We start from the raw sequence: 21,771 nt of genomic DNA, 5'->3' as shown, positions 1-21,771 counted from the left end.
CCGACCGGTGCTCGACACCGCCCGCGACGCCGTGCACAGTGCGCTCGTGCCACCGGGAGCCCTGCACCAGAGGGTGACCGCCGCCTTGGCGAACTGGCAGCTCGACGACGCCGAGGACCTGCTCGCCGACGTCGAGGGCGACCCCTCGCCCTACGTCACCCCCGCTCCGCGCGACGGCGTCGCCGAGGACTCCCCGGCCACGCTCGGCCGGGCCTGGGCCGACACGCTGCGCGCCGAGCTGCTGGTGCGCCGGCTGCGGGTCGCCGGGTTCACCCTCGTCGGCGACCCGGTGGAGCCCCCGCACGGCAGCGGCTCCCCGCCCGCCCTCGACCTGCACGCGGGGGTGGCCGGGCTGATCGACGGCCCCCCGACCGGCCCGGACGCCCCGGCGGACGGCGACCCCCGCTCGGAGTCGGCGTCCCGGGCCGCGCTGGCGATCGCGCTGGTCCGGTCGGCCAAGGCGGCCTTCGACGCGACCGACGACGACCTGCAGCGGGCGGCGGGCCTCGCCCGGCACGCCCGCATCGAGCTGCTGTCGCGCCGCATCGACGCCGCCATGGACGAGGCGGTGGAGGCGGCCAGCCTGCTCGACCCCGCCCTGCCACCCTCCGCCCTGCTCGTCGACACGCTCGGCACCCTGGCCGGGGTCCTCGCCGACCTCGAGCTCATGCCGCTCGCGCTCGACTACCAGCGGCGGGCGCACGCCACGGCCCTCGCGGCCGCCGACTCCGCCGGGCTGCTGGACCTGGAGGAGGGCCGGCCCGACGAGCTGGTCGCCCGGACGGCCACCCGCCTGGGCGAGCTGTGCGCCGAGCTCGGGGAGGCGTTGCTCGACGACGGCGTCCCGGAGTCGGCCGCTCCGCACTTCGCCGACGCCCGGGACCTCGCCGAGCAGGCGCTGGCGCTGCTGCCCCCGGAGTCGGCCGACGCGGTCGTCGCCGCCCAGGTCGTGCACGGCTGTGCGCTGGTCGGGATCGGTGCGCACACCGCCGCGGCCGGCCCGCTGCGCGCCGCCGTCCGGAGCACCACCGCCAGCGGCGACCGCGCCCTGCTGGCGTCGGCGCTGCTGGCGCTGGGCCGCGCGCTGCGCCGCCAGGGCGACGGCCGCGGTGCCGACGAACAGCTGGCCCGGGCCCTGGCCGTGGCCACCGAGCACGGCCTGCCGCGGCTGCGCCGCGCCGCGCTGCGGGAGCTGTGCACGCTGCACGCCGAGCTCGACGACGCCGGCCGGGCCCTGCCCTACCTGCAGGCCTACCTCGCCGACGAGCTGGACCGCGTCGACGAGCGGCGCACCCGCTGGGTGGAGCTGTTCGGCCGCCGCAAGAGCCTGCTGGAGACCGAGCGGGCCGCCGGCCAGCTGCGCCGGCAGGCCTACGAGGACCCGCTCACCCACCTGCCCAACCGGCGCTACGCGGAGGCGCGGCTGGACGGGCTGCTGGCCTCCGGCGGCGTGCCGGCGCTGGCCGTCGTCGACGTCGACCGGTTCAAGGAGGTCAACGACGCCGCCGGCCACCCGACGGGGGACGCCGTCCTGCGCACCGTCGCCGAGCTGCTCATCGCCGGGGTCCGCGACACCGACGAGGTGTGCCGCTGGGCCGGTGACGAGTTCGTCATCCTGCTGCCCGACACGACCGCCGAGCAGGCGGAGCGGGCCCTGGAACGCACCCGCCGGGCCGTCGCCGCGCACGACTGGGCGCAGCTGGGCGTCCACCTGCCCGTGACGATCAGCGTGGGCATCGCCTCGGCCACCCGCGGCGACGACCGGCGCACCCTGTTCGCCGCGGCCGACGGGGTCCTGTACGACGCCAAGCGCAGCGGCCGGGACCGCGTCGTCCGGCTGTCCGCGGTCACCCAGACCCGCGCGGGAGGCAGCCCGCTGGACGCCCTCTTCGGCCCGCCGCGGACGGCTGCGGCGGATGGGACGGAGGAGGCCTCCCGGGACGACACGGCTCCGGTCGCGTCCCCGCCGGCCGTCGTACCGGCACCTACGGTTCCTGCCGTGCAGCCTTCCCCGCTGGACGATCCGGCCGGCGACCCCGGCGGCTTCGCCCCCCTCCTGCTCGACCCGCCGCTGGGCCTGGGCAGCCTCGCCGAACCGGCCCTCGCGCCGGTGCCGCCCCCTCCCGTCGAGCCGCCCGCCGCTCCGTTCCGCGAGGCCCCGGCCGAGCCCGACGTCGTCTGGGGCAGCGGCCGGTCACCCGAGCAGGTGCTCGCCCTGGTCCGCGAGGCCCGCCGGCAGCACCCCGACCGGCCGGCCGTCGTGGTGCGAGCCACCGCCGAGGCCCTCGTCGCGCTGGCCAGCGAGCACGACGCGTACACGACGGTCGACGCCGCGGCGATGTCGGCCGCCGTCGGTCCGATCCCCGACCCCGCCGGGCGCATCGGCGTCCTCTGCGGCGCCGGCGGCGACCTGCCGGTGGCCGCCGAGGCCGCCTTCGCCGCCCGCATCACCGGCACCGAGGTGGTCCGCGTGGACGACGTCGGCGGCAGCCGGATCCGCCCGCTGCTCACCGACCGCGCGCTGCTCGACGACGTCGACTGCCTCGTCGTCGTCGCCGGGCTGGACGCCTCTCTGGCCGGACTGGTCGGCGCGATGACCGACGTGCCGATCGTCGCCGTCCCCACCTCGACCGGCCAGCCCGGCTCGTTCGGGGGCTTCAGCGCGCTGCTGACGATGCTCAACTCGGCCTCGCCCGGGGTCGTGGTCAGCAACATCGACAACGGCTACGCCGCCGGGGTGTTCGCCGCCCGCATCGCCCGCCGCACCCGCCGCTGACCGCCCAGCCCGGGATCCCCGGCCGCCCGGCGATGACCAGGTCCCCTGATCACTCCGGCTCCTCCTCACGACCCGTGCCGAGGTCCGGGCCGCGATGACCAGGTCCTCCTGATCGACGGGGCATGATCACCGGGTGACCATCGGCTGGCTCGACCTGGCGGCAGGGGCCTCGGGGGACCTGCTGCTCGGGGCACTGGTGGACGCCGGGGTGCCGCTCGACGTCCCGGCCGCCGCGGTGGCCGGGCTGCCGGTCGAGCCGATCCGGCTGTCCGCCGAGCAGGTGAGCCGGCACGGCCTGGGCGCCACCCGGGTGCACGTGCACGCGCCGCCGTCCACCACCGCCCGCACCTGGTCCGACGTCCGGGCCCTGCTCGCCGGTGCAGACCTCGCCCCCGCCGTGCGCGCGGGTGCGCTGGCCGTCTTCGAGCGGCTCGCCGTCGCGGAGGGCCGGGTGCACCGGGTGCCCGCCGACGACGTGCACTTCCACGAGGTCGGGGCGCTGGACGCCCTGGCCGACGTGGTCGGGGTGGTGGCCGGCTTCGAGCACCTGGGACTGGACCGCCTGACCGCCTCCCCCGTGGCGCTGGGCAGCGGCTCGGCGCGCAGTGCGCACGGCGTCGTCCCGGTGCCGGCCCCGGCCGTGCTGGAGCTGCTGGCCGGGATCCCGGTGCTCGCCGGCCCGGTGCCGGCCGAGGCGTGCACCCCCACCGGTGCCGCGCTGCTCGCCGCCCGGGTCGACGGCTGGACGGCGCTGCCCCCGATGCGCGCCCGGCGGGTCGGCACGGGCGCCGGTGCGCGCGACCCCGAGCAGCTGCCCAACGTCGTCCGGCTGGTGCTGGGCGACGCGGCGGAGCCCCCGCCCCCGGCCGCCGTGGTGCTGGAGGCCAACGTCGACGACCTGGACCCGCGCCTGTGGCCCGGCGTCCTGGACCGGCTGCTGGCGGCCGGCGCCTCGGACGCCTGGCTGACCCCCATCCTCATGAAGAAGGGCCGGCCCGCGCACACCCTGTCGGTGCTGTGCCCGCCGGGCACTGTGGAGGGGCTCCAGCGGCTGGTCTTCACGACGACCTCCACCATCGGCCTGCGGGTCCGGGACGTCGGCAAGGTCGCCCTGCAGCGGACGGCGGCGGCGGTGGACGTGCTCGGGGGCCGGGTGGGCGTGAAGCTCGCCGTCCTCGGCGGGACGGTGGTGAACGTCGGGGTCGAGTTCGACGACGTCGCCGCCCTCGCCGCGGAGCACGGGCTGCCGGTCAAGGAGGTCCTGCGCGCGGCCACCGCCGCCGCCGAGGCCGCCTATCCCGCCACCTGACCGACCCTGCTGCGCAGACCCGCGGCCACCAGCGGGACGACGACGAGGACGACGACGGCCACCCCACCGGCACCGGCCAGGGCCCACGCGGCGAACACCGGCAGCGAGGCGATCTCGATGCCCAGGCCGGCCACCGAGGTCACCGTCGCGCGATGCGGTCCGGTGATCCGGTGTTGCAGCCGGGCCTCGCCCACCACCAGGACCATGATGTACAGCCCGTAGAACAGGCTGACCGCGACCAGCGCGGCCGGCCGCGCCCACAGCGCGGCAGCGCCGAGCAGCAGGCCGGCGGCGACGAGCAGCGCCGGCAGGGCGCGGTCGGGGAGCCCTTCGGCCCGGCCGGCCAGGGCGCCACCGGCCGCGCCGGCCAGCGCCGTGGCGAGCACCGCCAACGGCACGGCCGCCGTGGGGATGCCCCAGTCCCCGGAGACCACCGGGAAGTACTCCTCGACCGCGTCCAGGCCCCCGAGCAGGGCGACCGCGAGCACCGTCAGCCGCAGGCCGGGACGGCGCAGCGTGTCGCGGAGCCCCTCCCGGAGCGCCTCCTCCTCGTCGTCCCCCGCGTCGCCCCGCGCCTCGGGGAACCGCAGCGCGAGTGCGGCGGCGGCCAGGCACACCGCCACGCTGACCCAGCCGACCGCGGCGTACCCACCGAGGGCGAACAACGCGCTGGCCGCGAACGCCGTGGGCACCTGCACCAGCAGCTCGGCCGAGGTCATCCAGCCGTTGACCCGGGCGTAGGAACCCTCGGCGCCCAGCGCGGCGAGGCCGTCGTAGACCAGCGCCTCCGAGGCCCCGGAGACCAGCGCACCGGACACGCCCCAGACCCCGAAGCCGACCGCGAACGTCCAGGGCGCCGGGGCCGCCGTCCAGACGACGAAGGCGGCCGCCTGCAGGACACCGGCGAGGACCACGACCCCTCGCCGGGACCACCGGTCGGCGAGCACGCCGGCGGGCACCTCGGCCAGCAGGCCCGTCACCGACCAGACGGCGAACAGCAGCGACACCTGCGCCTGCGACAGGCCCGTGTCGAGGAAGAGCAGCGCGTAGAGCGGGTAGTACGGCACCAGCTCCGACAGCGCGGCCCAGCCCACCGCCAGGCGGGCGAGCGGCCGGGCGGCCGGTGGCAGCGATCGGTCGGGGCGTCAACGGAACGGCATGCCGCGGACGCTAGCGCGGGCGCCTCCCGGTCGCACCCGGATTCCCCGGACCGCTCGGCTACCGTGGGCACCCGAGAGGACTGCCCGCCCGGCAGCGCCGAGCGGAAGAGAGACCCCGTGCTGTCCCTGACGGTCATCGCGACCGCGTTCGCCCTCGTCCTGCCGGTCGAGCTCCCGGACAAGACGCTGTTCGCCAGCCTCGTCCTCGCCACCCGGTTCGCCCCGCTGCCGGTGTTCGTGGGGGTGGGCACGGCGTTCGGACTGCAGGTGGCGATCGCCGTCACCGCCGGGAGCCTCCTGTCGCTCCTGCCCGAGGCGCTGGTCAGCGGGGTGGTGGCCGTGCTCTTCCTGGTCGGCGCGATCGTGCTGTGGCGCAGCGCCAGGAGCGGCCCGGAGGACGCCGGTGAGGCCGCCGACGTGCGCGAGCAGACGTCGTTCCTGCGCGCCGCCGCCATCTCCTTCGGCGTGCTCTTCGCGGCCGAGTGGGGCGACCTCTCCCAGCTGGCCACCGCCGGGCTGGCCGCCCGGCTGGACGCCCCGGTGTCGGTCTTCATCGGCGCCTGGGCGGCCCTGCTCACCGTGTCGGGGTTGGCGGTGTTCCTCGGCGCCAAGCTGGCCGACCGGCTCCCGGTCGCCCTCATCCGCCGGGTCGCCGCCGTCCTGTTCCTCGTCTTCGCCGTCGTCGCCGCCGTCGAGACGGTGCGCACGCTGACCTGAGCCACCCCTCCGGGGGAGCCGGGGTCAGGTGCCGGGACGCGGCTGCCGTTACCGGATGTGGAGCGGCCGGACCAGGCCGCCCATCGGGAGAGGGTGGACGCAGCCGTGGCGCTGTCGGCGGGACGGACCGGGCACACCGGGCTGCTGGACGGGCTCGACGTGGACGACGTCCGCTGCGACCCCGAACTGGACGGCATCGTGCGCGTCGCCGCCGCGGTCACGCGCACCGCGTACGCGACCGTGAACCTCCTCGACGGCGCCGGACCACGCCAGCTGTCCTCGCACGGCTTCACCGGCGCCCCCTCCCCCGAGGAGGCGTCGATCAGCGCCGTGCTCGCCGGCTGGCCTCCCGGCGTCCACCTCTTCCCCGACCTGTCCACCGACCCGCGTTTCAGCACCAACCCCTGGGTCGACGGCCGCTGGGGCCGGCTGCGGGGGTACGCCAGCGTCCACCTGGTCTCCGACGGCGTCACCATCGGCACGCTGTGCGTGCTCGACGAGCGACCCCGGGTCTTCACCGACACCGACCGCGACCGCCTCGCCGACCTGGCCGAGGTGATCGTGGGGGTCTTCGCCCGGCGTCGAGCGCTGCGGGACCTGGCCGACGTGGCCGCCGCCGAGGTCGTCGCCCGGCGGGAGGCCGAGCGGTCGCACGCGGAGCTGGTCCGCTCCGAGGCGTTCGTGCGCGCCCTCCTCGAGGCGCTGCCGGTCGGCGTGGTCGCGGCCGACGCCGAGGGGCGGGTCGACCTCTTCAACCGGGTCAGCCGCGAGTGGCACGGGCTGGACGCCGATCCGGGCATCGCGATCGACGACGTCCCCGAGGTCTTCTCGCTCACCGACGTCGACGGCGTCCCGCTGCCGCCCGACCGGGTCCCGCTGATGCGGCTCTACGCCGAGGGCAGCCTCTCCGACGTCGAGATGGGCATCCAGCCCACCGGCGGACCGGTCCGCAGGGTGACCGTCTCCGGGACGACGGTCCGCGACGGCGTGGGCACCCTGCTGGGCGCCGTGGTCGCGATGGCCGACGTGACCACCCAGCGGGAGATGGAGGCCGCGCTGCGGGCCGCCGCGGTGCACGACCCGCTCACCGGACTCCCCAACCGCACCCTGCTGGTCGACCGGCTCGGGCAGTTCCTGCCCGCCGGGCGTCGCGGCGAGCCAGGCCTGGCCGTCCTCTTCTGCGACCTCGACGGGTTCAAGCCGGTCAACGACGCCGCGGGCCACGCCGTCGGCGACGAGGTCCTGGTCTCGGCGGTCCGGCGACTGCAGGCCGCGGTGCGCCCGGGGGACACGGTCGCGCGGATCGGCGGCGACGAGTTCGTCGTCCTGTGTCCCGGCGTGGACTCGCCCGAGGCCGCGCAGGTGATCGCCGACCGGATCACGCAGGCGTTCGCGGCACCGCTGCACTGCGGACGCGGCTCCGAGCACCGGGTCGGTGTCAGCGTCGGCGTCGCGGTCGGCGGTCCCGGTGACACCCCGGAGACGGTGCTGGCCGCGGCCGACGCCGCGATGTACCGGGTCAAGGACGGCCGGCGGTCAGCCCGGGCGCTGCCCGCCTGAGGACGCGGCACGATCGGCGTCCAGCAGCGCCAGCCGGCCCACCAGCGCCTGGACCTGACCGTCGAGGTCGGGCCACGGCAGGTCCGGTCCGGCCGTGCGGAGGCTGACCACGCCGTGCAGCGCGGTCCACACCAGCGCGGCGTCCGCACGCGGGTCGGCACTGCCGGAGCGGCCGGCCGCGGCGCACGCCGCGACCCCCTCCACGAGGACGTCGAACGCCGTCTGTCCCCCGGGGGGACGGCGCGGGCCGAACATCGCGCGGTAGCGCCCCGGCGTGGCGAGCCCCGCCCGCACGTAGGCCCGGCAGCCGGCCAGCAGCCGCTCGACCGGGTCGGAGTGCTCTGCCACGGCCGCCGCGATCGCCGTCCGCAGCTCGTCGAACCCCTGCTCCAGGACGCCGTCCAGCAGCGCCCCGAGGTCGGGGAAGTGCCCGTACACCGCCGGCGCGCTGACCCCCGCCTCGCGGGCGACCGCCCGGAGCGTGACCGCCTCCAGCGAGCCGCCGCGTTCCAGCAGCGCTGCCGCAGCGGCGAGCAGGTCGGCCCGCAGCCGACCGGGGATCCGTGGCGCCACGCCCTGACTTTACACGCGTTAAGTAGGCGCCTATGGTTGCTTTACACCTGTTAAGCACCTGGAGGCTCCCATGCCGCTCACCCTGGACCTGCCCTGGACCGCCGACCGCCCCCACGAGGGTCCCGGCGTCGTCCTCGTGACGCGGCTGCGGCTACGCCGGCTGCGCGACGTGCCGGCCTTCCTGCGGACCTCGCTGGCCGTCCGGGCCCAGACGAGGGCGTCCGCCGGCGCGCGGTCCCTCGTGCTCCGGGCGCAGCCGCTGGCCGGCGACTTCACCACGGTGTCGTGGTGGGACGACGAGGCCGCGGTCGCCGCCTTCGCCCGCGCCGAGCCGCACCGCAGCGCGATGCGCCGGTGGCGGAGCCGCCTGGTGGAGTTCTCGAACACCACCCACCCCGGGACCGAGGGCGTCGCGCCCACCCCGCTGACGGTGGCCGCGCTGACGACGCCGGCTGCCCCGCCCACGCCGTAACCTGCGCCGCATGGAGTTCCGGACCACCGTCGTCCTCGGCGGCAAGACCGCCACCGGCCTGCAGGTACCCGACGAGCTGGTCACGGCGCTGGGCTCGGGGAAGCGGCCACCGGTCACCGTGACCCTCGGCGGGTACGGCTACCGGACGACGGTCGCGGTGATGGGCGGGGCCTACTGGGTGCCGCTGGCCGCCGAGCACCGGGAAGCCGCCGGCGTGGCCGCCGGCCAGGACGTCGACGTCCGGGTGGAGCTGGACACCGCGCCGCGGGAGGTCGCGCTGCCCGCCGACCTGGACGCCGCGCTCGACGAGGCGGCCCGCGCCACGTACACCGGGTTGGCTCCGTCGCACCGCAAGGAGTGGGTGCGCTGGGTGGAGGAGGCCAAGAAGCCCGAGACCCGCGCCGCCCGGATCACCACGACGGTCGAGTCGCTGCGCGCCGGGAAGAAGACCCGCTAGGGCAGCGTCGGGATCCACTCGGCCAGGGCCCGCCCGAGCTCGTGCGGCGAGTCCTCCGGCACGAAGTGGGACCCGGGCACGGTCACCTCGCGCAGCGCCGTCCACTTGCGGACGAACGCCCGTGGCCGGCCCACCAGCAGGAACCCGGGGTCGGCGTTGACGAACAGCTTCGGGACGTCGCTGGTGCGCAGCCACTGCCCGTACCGGGCGACCACGTCCCGGACCCGCGGCGGCACGTTCTCCAGCGGGATCTGCCGCGGCCACTCCAGGGTGGGCCAGCGCGACTCCGGGGTGCCGAACGGGCGGCGGTAGCGATCGTGGGCCTCGGGGGACAGCCCCCTGGCCACCGACGCCGGGAGCAGCCGCTCGACGAAGACGTTCTGCTCCAGCACCGCGGCCTCGCCGTCGGGCCCGCGCATCGTGCGGAAGATCTTCCGAGCGGGGGCCGGCCAGTCGGCCCACGTCAGCGGCGTGACGATCGCCTCGGTGAAGGCCAGGCCACGGACGGCGTCGCGGTGGCGCTGCGCCCAGTCGAAGCCGAGGGCCGAGCCCCAGTCGTGCGCGACGATCGTGACCCGGTCGGTGGCCCCGACCTGCTCGAGGAACCGCTGCAGGAAGCCGGCGTGCGCGGCGAAGGAGTACGTGCCCGGTCCCGGGTCGGGCAGCTTGTCCGACTGGCCCATGCCCATGAGGTCCGGCGCGAGGCACCGGCCCAGGTGCTGCACGTGCGGGATCACGTTGCGCCACAGGTAGGACGACGTCGGGTTGCCGTGCAGGAAGACGATCGGGTCGCCCTCCCCCGCCTCGAGGTAGGCCATCTCGAGGTTCCCGTCCGCCCGCCGGTCGACGCGCACGCGCCGACGGGGGAACGGGTCCTCGGGGGAGACGTCGTCGGCGACCATGCCGTCGATCCTCACCCATCCCCCGCCGGCGCACCCGGGCGGCCCGCCTGCCGGGCCGCGGCCTCGATCCGCTCGCGGTAGCCCGCCCACTCCTGCGCGCTGCGCTCGGGCAGGTTCGAGTTGGCCGCGCTCATGCCGGCCGCGCCGTCGACGAGCTCGCGGACGATGTCGGCGTGGCCGGCGTGCCGCGCGGTCTCCACCGTCATGTGCACCAGGAGGGTGTGCAGCGTCGGGCGGCGCCGCTCCTCCGGCCACCACGGCACCTCGCCGACGGCGTCCAGGGGCAGCGCCTCGATCGTGGCGTCGGCGTGCGCCGCGGAGAACCGGTGCAGCTCGACGATCTCCTCGCGGGTCTCCTCCGCGGTCGCCCACATGTCGGCGTCCTGCTCGGCACCCTCGCCCTCCCACGGGTAGCCGCGGCCGCTCGGCCGGCCGAACACCTCGCCGAAGTAGCCCAGCTGCACGTACGCGACGTGCTTGACCAGGCCCATCAGGTTGGTCCCGGTCGGCGTCATCGGCCGCCGCACCGCGTACTCGTCGAGGCCGTCCAGCTTGGCCAGCAGGTCGGCGCGCCGGATGCGCAGGTACTGGTGCAGGGTCGCCTTCTCCTCGTCCATGCGGGGAGCGTGCCGGACGGCGCCGGCGATCGCGCTTGACCCTGACGCGACGTCAGGCTGTGCACTCGTCCCCGTCAGAGAGAGGAGGGGACCGTGAACGTGGGAGAGGTGGCCGCCCTGGCCGGGGTCACGGTGCGCACGTTGCACCACTACGACCGGATCGGGCTGCTGTCGCCGTCCGGCCGGACGTCGGCCGGCTATCGGCAGTACTCGCCGGGTGACCTGGACCGGCTGCACCAGGTGCTGGTCTACCGCGAGCTCGGCTTCCCCCTCGAGCAGGTCGCGTCCCTGTTGGACGACCCGTCCGCGGACCCCGTCGAGCACCTGCGCCGGCAGCACCGGCTGCTGCAGGACCGGCTGGAGCGGACGTCGGCCATGGTCGCGGCCGTGGAGAAGGAGATGGAGGCACACGACATGGGGATCTCACTGACCCCGGAGGAACGGTTCGAGCTCTTCGGGGACTGGCTGCCCGAGGAGTACGAGGCGGAGGCCGAGCAGAAGTGGGGGGAGACCGAGGCCTGGGCCCAGTCGCAGCGGAGGACCCGCGCGTACTCGAAGGACGACTGGGTGCGGATCAAGGCCGAGGGCGAGGACGTCGAGGCGCGGTTCGCGGCCGCGCTGGCGGCGGGCGTCCCGGCCGACTCGGAGCAGGCGATGGACCTCGCGGAGGAGCACCGGCAGCAGATCAGCCGGAACTTCTACGACTGCACCTACGAGGTCCACGCGGGTCTCGGCCGGATGTACCTCGAGGACGAGCGGTTCACCGCCCACTACGAGCGGATCGCACCCGGCCTGGCGCAGTACGTGAGCACCGCCGTCCAGGCCAACGCCGCCCGCCGGGGCTGATGCGGCCCGGCGGGGTCGAGGCGGCCGGACACCGTGCGCTGACGGGCAGACCCTGGGCCCGGGACTGCCCGTCAGCGCACGTCGTTCACGCGGGCGCGGGACGGCGGCCCCGGGCGAGCACGCGGCTGACCAGCGGGGCGGCGACGAGCAGCAGCAGGGACCACATCCCCACGGCCGGGACCGCCAGCGCCAGGACGAGCGCCACCAGCATCGTCACGACCGTCACCACACCGGGCACGAGGTCGTGGTGCTCGACGGCTCCGGGGGCGCGGACCTGCGGCGACCGCGCGATCACCGCGTGCATGGCGAGTCCGGCCAGCGTGGTGACCGCCAGGGTCCCGATGTAGAGGACGGGGGCCCACACGTCGTCGGAGTCCACCACGCCGATGAGCTCGGTCGGGTAGGGCAGGAAGACGATGCCGATCAGCCACACGAGGTTGAGCCAGAAGATCGTCCCGGTCATCTCCCGCACCCCGTTGAACACGGTGTGGTGCACGAGCCAGAACCGGCCGACGACGACGAAGCTCAGGACGAACGCACCGAACTGCTGACCGGCCTCCCCCAGCATCTCCGCCACGGTCGCGCCCGGCATCGCGTCGATCTGGTCGACCAGCGGCAGGACGAGCAGGGTGGCCGCGATGGCCACCACCGCGTCGCTGAGGTTGACCAGCCGCGTCACGTCCCGGCTCCGCGCACCGCCGTCCCCGCTCCCGTCCATGCCGCGCGAGCGTAGGCCCGCGGCCGGTGGCCGGCCCCGTCCAGGGCCCCGCCCCGAGCGTGCGAGCGGCGGGGAGGACGGGGTCCTCCCTCAGACGCGGATGAGGAGCTCGCCGTGCAGCATGCCGAGCCAGCCGTCGTCCGCGGCGGCCCAGCGCAGCCATGCTGCGGCGATCTCCTCGAGTCCACCCGGCGTGGCCAGCCCGTAGGCCACCGCCTGGTCGGCGAAGGCGGACGCCGTCGCCCGGCCGGCCCAGGACGCACCCCACCACTCCCGCTCCGCCGGGGTGGCGTAGCACCAGGCGCTGGTCGTCGCGGTGACCTCCCTCAGCCCGGCGGCGTGCGCCCACGACAGCAGCCGGCGGCCGGCGTCGGGCTCGGCGGCGTTGCGGCGGGCCACGCGGGAGTAGAGGTCCAGCCAGCGGTCGAGGCCCGCGTCGGCGGGGAACCAGGTGACCGCCGCGTAGTCGACGTCCCGGACGGCGAGCAGCCCACCCGGGCGGCAGACCCGGGCCATCTCGCGCAGCGCGGCCACCGGGTCGGTGAGGTGCTGCAGCACCTGGTGGGCGTGCACCACGTCGAACGAGCCGTCGCCGGCGTCGAGGGCGTACACGTCGCCGACCGCGAAGGTCACCGGCACGCCGGCGCGCTCGGCGGCCGCCCGCGCCTCGCCGAGCGGGTCGGGGGAGACGTCCAGTCCGACCACCCGCCCGGGCGCGACGCGGCGGGCGAGGTCGACGGTGATCGTGCCGGGACCGCAGCCGACGTCGAGCAGGTCGAGTCCCGGGCGCAGGTGCGGCAGCAGGTAGCCGGCCGAGTTCTCCGCCGTCCGCCAGCGGTGCGACTGCAGGACGGCGTCCGCGTGCCCGTGCGTGTAGGTGTCCACGTCCTCAGCCTGCACGCCTGGGTCCACCCAGTGGAACAGGCATCTCATGAGCTGGGATGGCCGGTCAACACTCCTCGGCCAGCACCCGCTCCGCCACCGGCACCGCGCGCGCCCGGTCGCCGGGCACCAGGCCGATCCGCACCCGCCGGTCCAGCAGGTCGGCGACGGTGCGCGCACCCTCCGCCCGGACGCCGAAGCGCAGCTCCCCCACCGTCTCCGGCCGGCCCGGCACCACCGACTCCTCCCCGAGTGCCGCGACGACGGGCGCCTCGGTTCCGTACCGCGCCACCAGCCAGCCCGGGGCGGGCACCCGGTCCAGCTCCGGCCGCGGCGCCGCGCCGACCAGCGGGAGCCGCGCCGTGCGGGACCGCCGGGCGCCCCGGCCCAGGCGGGCGACGACGGCGTCCACCGTCTGCTCGGCCATCGCCCGGTACGTGGTCAGCTTCCCCCCGACGACGGTGAGGACCGGTCCGTCCGCGTGCAGCAGGTGCCGGCGGGAGAGGTCCGCCGTGGCGTCCCCGGGGCCGGCGCCGGCCGAGGCGGGCAGCACCAGCGGCCGCAGCCCGGCGAAGGCGCCGACGACGTCCGCCCGGGTCAGCGGCTCCGCCAGCACCCGGTCGACCGTCTCCAGCAGCTGGGCCACCTCGGCCTCGCTGGGCACCGGGTCCGTGTCCGGCACCGGCCCGGGCACCGGCTCGTCGGTGAGCCCCAGGTAGACCAGCCCGCCGGGCTGCGGCAGCGCGAAGACGTACCGCGAGCGGGAGCCGGGCAGGGGCACGGTCAGCGCGGCCGTCGGGCAGCCCAGCCGCTCGGCCCGCACGACCAGGTGCGTCCCCCGCGAGGGCACCAGCCGCACGCCGGGCGCCAGCCGCTGCGCCCACACGCCGGTGGCGTTGACCACCACGCCGGCCCGCAGGGTCATCGCCTCGCCGCCGTCGGTCGCCACGTGCACGTCGGCGCCGTCGACCGCGCGGACCGCGGCCCCGGTCAGCACCCGGGCACCCCAGGTGGCCGCGGTCCGGGCGAGGGCCACGACCAGGCGGGCGTCGTCGGCCAGCTGGCCGTCCCAGAAGACGACCCCGCCCCGGTGGCCGCGCACGCCCGGGGTCAGGCGGGCCACGTCGTCGGGTCCCACCCGGCGGGTGCCCGGCAGCGACCGGCGCCCTCCGGGGACCGACACCCGGACGGCGTCCCCGAACCGGCCGCCGAGCCCGGCGAGCGCGCTCACGTCCCGCCCGGTGACGTCGGGGACGAGGAAGGCCAGCGGGCGCACCAGGTGCGGTGCCGTCGTCCCCATGAGGACGGCGCGCTCCCGGGCACTCTCCCGCGCCAGGCCGATCTCGCCGTGGGCCAGGTAGCGCAGCCCGCCGTGCACCAGCTTCGAGGACCAGCGGCTGGTGCCGGCCGCGAGGTCGGTGCGCTCCAGCAGCGCCACCGACAGACCGCGGGTGGCGGCGTCCAGCGCCACGCCGGCGCCGGTCACCCCGCCGCCGACGACCACCACGTCGACCGTGCTCCCGGCCAGCGCGTCCAGGTCGGCGGCCCGCCGCGCCGGGGACAGCGCGCCACCGCCTCCGGAAGGAGGTCCCCCGCCGAGCACCCGGCAGACTGTAGCCGTGCCGGAGCAGCGCGAACTGACGATCCAGGGCTGGGGTCGGCCGACCCGCCCCCGCGACGCGACGGTCACCACCGGGGCGGCCGGTGACGACGGCACCCTGGAACTGACCGCCTTCCCCGACCTCGCCGAGGTGCTGTCCAAGGGCGCCCGCCGGTACCTGGCCCGCGAGCTCGGCTGGACGCCCCGGCCGACCCGCCCGGTCGCCGTCGGCGCCATCCGGCTGGCCCCCTCACGCCTGGCGGAGGAGTGCCGCACCCGGCTGGTGGAGCTGCTCGGGGAGGACCACGTCCGCACCGACCGGGACAGCCGGCTGCGGCATGCCGGCGGGAAGAGCTACCTGGACCTGCTGCGCCGGCGGGCGGGCGACGCCTCCGACGCACCCGACGCGGTCCTGACCCCCGGCAGCACCGAGGAGACCGCCGCGCTGCTGGCCCTGTGCAGCGAGATGGCGGTGGTCGTGGTGCCCTTCGGCGGCGGCACCAGCGTCGTCGGCGGGCTGTCGGGCATCGACCCCGACGACCGGCCGTCGGTCTCGGTCGACCTGGGCCGGATGGCGTCGGTGCGGTCGCTGGACGTGCCGTCGTCCCTGGTGACGGTGCAGCCGGGCCTGCGCGGCCCGGCCCTCGAGGAGCACCTGGCAGGGCACGGCCTCACCCTCGGCCACCTGCCGCAGAGCTGGGAGTTCGCCACCCTCGGGGGCTACGCGGCCACCCGGTCGGCGGGCCAGTCGTCCACCGGCGTCGGTCGGTTCGACGACCTGGTCGCCGGGGTCACCCTGGCCACGCCGGCGGGGGTGGTGGAGCTGGGCAGCCCGCCGGCGTCGGCCGCCGGCCCGGACCTGCTCGGCCTGGCCCTGGGCTCGGAGGGTGCGCTGGGGATCATCACCGAACTGCGGCTGCGGGTCCGGCCCACCGCCCGGTCGCAGGCGTACGAGGGCTGGTCGTTCCGCTCGTGGGCCGCCGGGCTGGCAGGGTTGCAGCAGCTGGCCCGCCACGACCTGCTGCCCGACGTCGTCCGGCTCTCCGACCCCGACGAGACCCGCGCGAACCTGCAGATGGCCGGGGGAACCGGCGCCAAGGCGCTCCGGGGGACGCTGCGGGCGCGCCGCCGCGGGGCCGGGTGCCTGCTGGTCGTCGGCTGGGAGGGCCTGCCCTCGCTGGTGCGGGCCCGCCGGCGCGCCGCGGCGTCGGTACTGCGGGACGCCGGCGCGGCCCGGGTGGGGCGGCGGGTCGGGGAGTCCTGGCGCCGTCACCGGTTCGCCGCGCCGTACCTGCGCGACAGCCTGATGGACGCCGGGCTGCTGGTGGAGACCCTGGAGACCGCAGCTCCCTGGACGGCCCTGCCGGCGGTGTACGACGCCGTCCGCGAGGCACTGCACGCGTCGCTGCGCCGGTCCGGGAAGCGGCCGCTGGTGATGAGCCACGTCTCGCACGGCTACGCCACCGGCGCCTCGCTGTACGTCACCGTGCTCGCCGACCGCGACGACGCCCTGCCCATCCAGCAGTGGCTGCTGGCCAAGCGGGCGGCGACCGACGCGCTCCTCGCCGCCGGGGGCACGCTCACCCACCACCACGCCGTGGGCGCCGACCACCGCCCGTGGCTCGAGCGGGAGATCGGGCCGCTCGGAGTCGAGGTCCTGCGGGCGGTCAAGCAGCGCCTGGACCCGCAGGGCATCTGCAACCCCGGCGTCCTGCTGCCCGACTGAGAAAGGACCCCCCTGCCCCCCACCACTCGCACGCTCGCGGCGGGACCCTGCAGGAGGGCCACTGCCCCCCACCACTCGCACGCTCGCGGCGGGACCCTGCAGGAGGGCCACGTGCCCGACTGATCGAGGTGAGCCCCCGCCGGTCCGCGGGTTCAGGGCGGACCGGCGGGGAGGGCGCCGTCCGGGTGGGCGGCGCCGTCTGCGGCCGGGGTCGCTAGCCCGGGCCCTCCTCGTCGGGGGAGCGGCCGCCGTCGTCCCCGGCGCCGGCCGGTCTCCCGCCGTCCCACCGGATGCCGGCGGCGACGCCGGGTGGCAGCAGCCGGCGCAGGTGTCGGGGCAGCCGCCGGGGGTGGCCGCCGGGGTCCCGGTGCCGCTCCTGGCCCCGCTCCTCCTCAGACACGGGACGGGAGGGCGTACCCGAAGGAGAAGACCCCGTCGGGGTCGACCTCCTGCTTGAGCGCCAGCAGCCGCTCGCGCACCGCCGGCGGGTACGCCGCGGCCACCTCGTCGGGGCCCGAGACGTCGCCGAGGAAGTTGACCAGGCCGCCGGGAGCCGCCCAGGGAGCCAGCGCCGCCAGCACGCCGCGGCCCACGTGCGGCAGGACGTCGGCCAGTTCCGGCACCATCGGCCCGATCACCAGCACCGACCAGGCCGCGTCCCGGCCCGCGACGGCGTTGGGCACCCGCGCCGGCCGGGCCAGCGCGCCGCCCATCTGCCGGATCTCGGCCATGATCAGCGGCACCTCGACCTGCGGGCCGGCCGCCGCGAGGAACGCGTCGACGGTCTCCTCGGTGAGCTCGGCCAGCAGCATGCCCTTCTCCCAGCCGGGCATCGGGTCCTGCGGGTCCATGTGCACGGCGTCCATCTCGGTGGTCAGCAGCGGGCCGATGAACCCGAGCACGATCCGCCCGGCGGCCTTCATCGGCTCGACCAGCCGCTCCCCCTCGGCCGGGTCGTCCCCGCAGTAGGCGTACCGCAGGTGGACGACGGTCTGGCCGCGCAGCGGCTCGGGCAGCTCCTCCATCGGCGGCAGCCGGAGGACGGCGATCGACGTGCTGACCTCCTCGGGCAGCGTCGGCGCCCAGGCGCGGAAGGCGTGCAGCACCGCGGCGGCGTCCTCGGCGGCGAAGAAGATCCCGCCGCCGACCACCGAGCTGACCCGGACGAGCTCGATCTCGATCGAGGTGACGATGCCGAAGTTGGACTTGCCGCCGCGGACGCCCCAGAACAGCTCGGGCTCCTCGTCGGCGCAGACCGTCCGGATCCGGCCGTCGGCGGTGACGATGTCGAAGGAGACGACGGAGTCGGCCGCGAAGCCGAACCGGCGACCCAGGGAGCCCATCCCGCCGCCGAGGGTGTAGCCGACCACCCCGACGCCGGAGGACGACCCGCAGAGGCCGGTGAGCCCGTGCTCCGCGGCGGCGGCGAGCACCTTGTCCCACTTCACGCCGGCCTCGACCCGCGCGGTGCGGCGAGCCGGGTCGACCGTGACGCCCTGCATCCGCCGGGTGGAGACGAGCAGCGAGCCGGCGGCGTTGCGCACCGGGCCGTGCCCGGTGGCCTGGACGGCGACCGGCAGGTCGTGCGCGACGGCCCAGGCCACCGCGGTGGCGACGTCGGCGGCGCAGGTGGCGCCCACGGCGACCGCGGGGGTGTGCTGGACGGCGACGTTCCAGGCGAACACCTCGGCGGCGAGGCCGTCGTCGCCGGAGACGTAGACCGGTCCGTGCACCCGGCTGCGGAGCTCCTCGACGTCGGCGGCCGGGATCGCCGGCACCGGCGCCTCGGAGGGACTGCGGGGGGTGGGGATGGTGGGGCTGACCTCGGTGAGGCTCATGACGTGGGGGTTCCTCGGGAACGGCCGCGGCGGTCGGCCACGGGCATCGATCGGGACGCCGACGAGCCTCGCGGCGGGCGCTTGCCCGGCACTTGCAGCCCGCTTGCACGGGCTCTTGGACGAGGGGCTGCTCGCCCGCCGCCCGGAAAGGCCTCCCGCTGGCGGCCGGCACCTGGGAGGATCCCGCCTCGTGCGTTACCGCGTCCTCGGACCGCTCGAGGTCACGGGTCCCGATGGTCGTCTGCTCGACGTGGGCGGCGCCAAGCCACGGGCACTGCTCACCCTGCTGCTGGCCGAGCCGTGCCGGGTGGTCGGCATCGACCGGATCGTGTCCGCGCTGTGGGGGGACGAGCCGCCGCCCACCGTGACCGGCACCCTTCAGGCCTACGTCTCCCACCTGCGGCGGGTGCTCGAGCCCGACCGCGGCCCGCGCGAGGCGCCGACGGTGCTGCTCACCCGGCCGCCGGGGTACCTGCTCCAGGTCGACGCCGCCGACCTGGACACGCTGCGCTTCGCCCAGCTCGTCGACGAGGGTGACCGTGCGGTGCAGGCCGGCGACCCGGCGCGGGGCGTGGCGTTGCTGGACCGGGCGCTGGAGCTGTGGCGCGGTGAGCCACTGGCCGAGCTGGGCGACCTGCCCACCGCCGCGACCGACCGGCTCCGGCTGACCGAGCTGCAGGTGCGGGCACGGGAGCGGCGCTGCGACGCGCTGCTGGCGATGGGCCGGGCGGACGCCGCCGTCACCGACCTGCAGCACCTGGTCGCCGAGCACCCGCTGCGCGAGCGGCTGTGGGCGCGGCTGGTCACCGCGCTCTACGCCGCGGACCGGCAGGCCGACGCGCTGGACGCGCTGCGGCGCTGCACCGAGCTGCTGCGCGACGAGCTGGGCATCGACCCGGGCCCCGAGCTGCGCGGCCTGGAACGCGCGGTGCTGCGGCAGGACCCGGGGCTCACCGATCGCCTGCCGCGTCCGGTGCTGTCCGTCGTCCCGCCGCCGGCGCCGATGCCCGCCGTCGGCCCCGGCGCCGAGGCGCTGGTCGGCCGGGAGGCGGAGCTGGCCCACCTGCGGACGGTGGCCGACCAGGTGGCCGGCGGGCGGCCGGCGGTCGTCGTCCTCGGCGGGGAACCGGGGATCGGCAAGACCCGGCTGGCCGAGGCGGCCGCGGACGCCTGCCTCGCGGCGGGCTGGTCGGTGGCCTGGAGCCGCTGCGCCGACGACGCCGGCGCGCCGGCCCTGTGGCCGTGGACCCAGGTCCTCGAGCAGCTCGGCCAGGAGGAGCTGACCCCACCCCCCGACGACCCCGGCGCCGACGCCGACGCCGCCCGTTTCCGGCTGTTCCAGGACCTGCGCACCCGGCTGACCGCGGCGATCACCCGCCCGGTGCTCGTCGTCCTCGACGACCTGCAGGGCGCCGACACGACGTCGGTGCAGCTGCTCGGCCTGCTGGCCCGGCACCTGCCGCGGGGTCCGCTGATGATCGTGGTCACCGTCCGCACCGTCGGCGAGGACCTCCCCGAGGTGGTCGTCGACTGCCTGGCCCGGCTCAACCGGGAGCCGGCGGCCAGCCGGATCAGGCTGTCCGGCCTGGCCACCGAGGACGTGGCCGCGCTCATGGCCGGGCAGCTCGGGGCGGTCGGCGGCCACGCGCTGGCCGAGACCGTGCACGACCGCACCGCCGGCAACCCGTTCTTCGTCGTCGAGCTGGCGCGGTGGATGGTCAGCACGCACGACCTCCGCCTCGACCGGGTGCCGGTGCCGCCGTCGATCCGCGAGGTGCTCCGCAACCGGCTGGCGCGGCTGTCCGAGGGCACCCGGGAGGTGCTGGAGCTGGCCGCCGTCGCCGGGCGCGAGGTCACCCTGGACCTGCTCGAGGCCGCCGGCACGCCGGCCGAGGCCGCCCTGGCGGCGCTGGACTCCGCCACCGCCTTCGGGCTGGTCGTGGAGGGACGTCAGCCGTGGAGCTGGCGGTTCACCCACGCCCTGGTGCAGGAGGTGCTGCACGGCGACCTGCCGCGGCTGCGCCGGGCCCGGCTCAACGCCCGGCTGGCCGCCGCCCTCGAGCGGCGGGCCACCGGCGGCCGGGCCGACGACGCGGTGGTCGAGCGGCTGGCCCACCACTTCGTCGAGGCGGTCCCGGTGGCCGGTCCCGGCCCGGCGCTGCGGTACTCGACCGCCGCGGCACAGGCGGCCCGGGAGCGGCTGGCGCACGGGGAGGCCGCGGCGCACGTGCGCCGGGCGCTGGCACTGCTGGACCCCGCCGGGCCCGGCGTCACGCGGACCCGCCACGACCTGCTCACCGCGCTCGGCAACGACCTGCTGAACAGCGGCCAGCGGACCGAGGCCGGCGAGGTGGTCGCCGAGGCGATCGCGCTGGCCCGCGAACTCGGCGACCGCCGCTGCCTGCTGGAGTCCGCGGCCGTGTGGGGCTCGCCCACGCTGTGGAACTGGCGGCCGCACGGCGTCGTCGACCACGGGATGGTCGAGCTGCTGGAGGAGCTGCTCGAGCACCGGGACGAGATCGCCCCCGACGCGACCGAGGCCGAGCGCGACCGCCTGACCGCCCGGCTGCTGGGCACCCTCGGCGTCGAGCTGGCGTTCAGCGAGGACCTGCAGAAGGGGCCGCGCTACGCCGAGCGCGCCCTCGCGCTGGCTCGGGACGTCGGCGATCCGGAGCTGCTGGGCCGGACGCTGAACAACTACTGCCTCGCCGTCTGGGGGCGCCCGGGTGCGGCCGAGCTCCGGCTCGAGGCGACCGACGAGGCGCTCGCGCTGGCGGGGCGGGGACTGCCGCGGCGGACCGAGTTCTACGCCCGGCTGCACCGGGCCTCCATCCGTCTGCACCTGGCCGACCTGCGGGGGTTCGAGGCGGACCTGGACGCCGGGCGGCGGCTGGCGATCTCGCTGTCCGGGCCGGAGGTGCGCCCCCACGTGCTGTGGCAGCAGGCCGGGGCCGCCTGGCTGCGCGGCGACGCGGTCCGCGCCGAGGAACTGACGACCGAGGCCTACGAGCTCTACCGCAAGGTCACCCCGCACGCGGCGCACGCCTTCGCCGCGCACCAGTTCACCCTGCGCCGCGGCGACCACCGGCTGCCCGAGGCGATCGACCTGCTCGTGCAGACCGGCGACGAGGGCAGCCCGCTGCTGCAGCTCATGGCGGTCTTGGCCGCCGCGGAGTCCGGCGACCTGGCCGAGGCGCGGCGGCTGCGCAAGCGGTGGGGCCGCACCCAGGTCCGGGACTGGGCGAGCGACGTCGCCACGCTGCTGCAGGCTGAGGTCGCGCTGCAGATCGGCGACGAGCACGAGATCGAGACGGCCACCGTCTCGCTGCTGCCCTTCCGCGGGCGGCAGGCGGTGCTGGGGACGCCCTCGTTCACCCTCGGCGCGTACGACGAGCTGCTCGGCCGGATCGCCGAGCGCACCGGCGACACGGTGGCCGCCCGTGACTGGTGGCATGCCGCGCGCCGGCAGGGTCGGCTGGTGGGCTCCCCGCACCAGGTGGCGCTGGCCGACTCGCACCTGTCCCGGGTGCCCGAGGACACCGCCACCCGCCCCCGCCGGAAGCGGTCGACCGCGCCGAGATCGGCCTGACCGGGGCCCTCCTGCCGCCCGGCGCGAGG

At 76.7% G+C, this 21,771-nt stretch carries 18 protein-coding genes; 9 read left to right on the top strand and 9 right to left on the bottom strand.

Annotated elements, in window-relative coordinates; translation table 11 throughout:
* Positions 1–73: 73 nt before the first annotated feature.
* Both GCU56_RS13920 and larC read left to right on the top strand, forming a co-directional pair.
* Positions 74–2,776, top strand: a complete 2,703-nt coding sequence (locus GCU56_RS13920) for a diguanylate cyclase domain-containing protein (RefSeq protein ID WP_345771836.1) — start codon at positions 74–76, stop codon at positions 2,774–2,776.
* A 133-nt stretch (positions 2,777–2,909) separates the two neighbouring features.
* A complete protein-coding gene (larC, locus tag GCU56_RS13915) occupies positions 2,910–4,085 on the top strand; it encodes a nickel pincer cofactor biosynthesis protein LarC (RefSeq protein ID WP_163482344.1) in 1,176 nt (391 codons plus the stop codon).
* Here the strand turns inward: larC and GCU56_RS13910 are convergent.
* Positions 4,070–5,152 carry an MFS transporter gene (locus tag GCU56_RS13910; RefSeq protein ID WP_345771835.1) on the bottom strand — a complete coding sequence of 361 codons (1,083 nt, stop codon included), beginning with the start codon at positions 5,150–5,152 and terminating at the stop codon, positions 4,070–4,072. The two genes, larC and GCU56_RS13910, sit on opposite strands and share 16 nt — an antisense overlap.
* A gap of 210 nt (positions 5,153–5,362) precedes the next feature.
* Between GCU56_RS13910 and GCU56_RS13905 the strand changes: the two genes are divergently transcribed.
* Together GCU56_RS13905 and GCU56_RS25220 are read left to right on the top strand one after the other, a co-directional pair.
* A complete protein-coding gene (locus GCU56_RS13905; protein WP_345771834.1) occupies positions 5,363–5,962 on the top strand; it encodes a TMEM165/GDT1 family protein in 600 nt (199 codons plus the stop codon).
* Between the two features lie 93 nt (positions 5,963–6,055).
* A complete protein-coding gene (locus GCU56_RS25220; RefSeq protein WP_163482342.1) occupies positions 6,056–7,522 on the top strand; it encodes a diguanylate cyclase domain-containing protein in 1,467 nt (488 codons plus the stop codon).
* On the opposite strand, the gene GCU56_RS13895 is transcribed toward GCU56_RS25220, so the two are convergent.
* Positions 7,499–8,095: a WHG domain-containing protein gene (locus GCU56_RS13895; protein ID WP_163482341.1), complete on the bottom strand. Its 597-nt coding sequence runs from the start codon at positions 8,093–8,095 to the stop codon at positions 7,499–7,501. The genes GCU56_RS25220 and GCU56_RS13895 overlap by 24 nt on opposite strands.
* A gap of 70 nt (positions 8,096–8,165) precedes the next feature.
* Between GCU56_RS13895 and GCU56_RS13890 the strand changes: the two genes are divergently transcribed.
* Together GCU56_RS13890 and GCU56_RS13885 are read left to right on the top strand one after the other, a co-directional pair.
* Entirely contained in the window at positions 8,166–8,567 is a 402-nt protein-coding gene (locus GCU56_RS13890) for a hypothetical protein (protein ID WP_163482340.1), read from the top strand.
* Positions 8,568–8,577: 10 nt separating this feature from the next.
* Positions 8,578–9,024, top strand: coding sequence for a YdeI/OmpD-associated family protein (locus GCU56_RS13885; RefSeq protein ID WP_163482339.1), 447 nt, complete (start codon positions 8,578–8,580; stop codon positions 9,022–9,024).
* On the opposite strand, the gene GCU56_RS13880 is transcribed toward GCU56_RS13885, so the two are convergent.
* Together GCU56_RS13880 and GCU56_RS13875 are read right to left on the bottom strand one after the other, a co-directional pair.
* Positions 9,021–9,926, bottom strand: coding sequence for a haloalkane dehalogenase (locus tag GCU56_RS13880; protein WP_163482338.1), 906 nt, complete (start codon positions 9,924–9,926; stop codon positions 9,021–9,023). The genes GCU56_RS13885 and GCU56_RS13880 overlap by 4 nt on opposite strands.
* Before the next feature lie 11 nt (positions 9,927–9,937).
* Positions 9,938–10,543: a DinB family protein gene (locus GCU56_RS13875; protein WP_163482337.1), complete on the bottom strand. Its 606-nt coding sequence runs from the start codon at positions 10,541–10,543 to the stop codon at positions 9,938–9,940.
* 93 nt (positions 10,544–10,636) lie between these two features.
* Here GCU56_RS13875 and GCU56_RS13870 point away from each other — a divergent pair, with 93 nt between their 5' ends.
* Positions 10,637–11,389, top strand: a complete 753-nt coding sequence (locus tag GCU56_RS13870) for a TipAS antibiotic-recognition domain-containing protein (protein WP_163482336.1) — start codon at positions 10,637–10,639, stop codon at positions 11,387–11,389.
* 85 nt (positions 11,390–11,474) lie between these two features.
* Here GCU56_RS13870 and GCU56_RS13865 read toward each other — a convergent pair whose 3' ends face one another.
* The 3 genes from GCU56_RS13865 to GCU56_RS13855 all read right to left on the bottom strand — a co-directional run bounded on the left by GCU56_RS13865 (position 11,475) and on the right by GCU56_RS13855 (position 14,592).
* Positions 11,475–12,107: a TMEM175 family protein gene (locus GCU56_RS13865; protein WP_163482335.1), complete on the bottom strand. Its 633-nt coding sequence runs from the start codon at positions 12,105–12,107 to the stop codon at positions 11,475–11,477.
* A 90-nt stretch (positions 12,108–12,197) separates the two neighbouring features.
* Entirely contained in the window at positions 12,198–13,007 is an 810-nt protein-coding gene (locus GCU56_RS13860) for a methyltransferase domain-containing protein (RefSeq protein WP_345771833.1), read from the bottom strand.
* A 49-nt stretch (positions 13,008–13,056) separates the two neighbouring features.
* Positions 13,057–14,592 (bottom strand): FAD-dependent oxidoreductase, encoded by a 1,536-nt coding sequence (locus GCU56_RS13855; protein WP_163482333.1) that lies wholly within the window; start codon positions 14,590–14,592, stop codon positions 13,057–13,059.
* A 16-nt stretch (positions 14,593–14,608) separates the two neighbouring features.
* Here GCU56_RS13855 and GCU56_RS13850 point away from each other — a divergent pair, with 16 nt between their 5' ends.
* Positions 14,609–16,315 carry an FAD-linked oxidase C-terminal domain-containing protein gene (locus tag GCU56_RS13850; protein WP_163482332.1) on the top strand — a complete coding sequence of 569 codons (1,707 nt, stop codon included), beginning with the start codon at positions 14,609–14,611 and terminating at the stop codon, positions 16,313–16,315.
* A 214-nt stretch (positions 16,316–16,529) separates the two neighbouring features.
* On the opposite strand, the gene GCU56_RS13845 is transcribed toward GCU56_RS13850, so the two are convergent.
* Positions 16,530–16,715: a hypothetical protein gene (locus GCU56_RS13845; RefSeq protein ID WP_163482331.1), complete on the bottom strand. Its 186-nt coding sequence runs from the start codon at positions 16,713–16,715 to the stop codon at positions 16,530–16,532.
* The gene (locus tag GCU56_RS13840; RefSeq protein WP_163482330.1) at positions 16,708–18,153 is read right to left on the bottom strand and encodes an FAD-binding oxidoreductase; all 1,446 of its coding nucleotides are present in this window, start codon (positions 18,151–18,153) and stop codon (positions 16,708–16,710) included. Before GCU56_RS13840 ends, GCU56_RS13845 begins: the two co-directional genes overlap by 8 nt.
* Before the next feature lie 190 nt (positions 18,154–18,343).
* Between GCU56_RS13840 and GCU56_RS13835 the strand changes: the two genes are divergently transcribed.
* Positions 18,344–21,742, top strand: coding sequence for a BTAD domain-containing putative transcriptional regulator (locus tag GCU56_RS13835; protein ID WP_163482329.1), 3,399 nt, complete (start codon positions 18,344–18,346; stop codon positions 21,740–21,742).
* Positions 21,743–21,771 lie beyond the last annotated feature (29 nt).

The organism is Geodermatophilus sabuli, assembly GCF_010686765.1.
GTDB classification, from domain to species: domain Bacteria; phylum Actinomycetota; class Actinomycetes; order Mycobacteriales; family Geodermatophilaceae; genus Geodermatophilus; species Geodermatophilus sabuli_A.
The sequence above is the reverse complement of the archived record's forward strand: the minus strand, read 5'-3'. Positions and strand labels throughout refer to the sequence as shown.

Excerpts from the sequence above, each read along its gene's own strand:
- GCU56_RS13890 (WP_163482340.1), top strand. The coding sequence starts at position 8,166 with ATGCCGCTCACCCTGGACCTGCCCTGGACCGCCGACCGCCCCCACGAG.
- GCU56_RS13885 (WP_163482339.1), top strand. The coding sequence starts at position 8,578 with ATGGAGTTCCGGACCACCGTCGTCCTCGGCGGCAAGACCGCCACCGGC.
- GCU56_RS13880 (WP_163482338.1), bottom strand. The coding sequence starts at position 9,926 with ATGGTCGCCGACGACGTCTCCCCCGAGGACCCGTTCCCCCGTCGGCGC.
- GCU56_RS13875 (WP_163482337.1), bottom strand. The coding sequence starts at position 10,543 with ATGGACGAGGAGAAGGCGACCCTGCACCAGTACCTGCGCATCCGGCGC.
- GCU56_RS13865 (WP_163482335.1), bottom strand. The coding sequence starts at position 12,107 with ATGGACGGGAGCGGGGACGGCGGTGCGCGGAGCCGGGACGTGACGCGG.
- GCU56_RS13840 (WP_163482330.1), bottom strand. The coding sequence starts at position 18,153 with ATGAGCCTCACCGAGGTCAGCCCCACCATCCCCACCCCCCGCAGTCCC.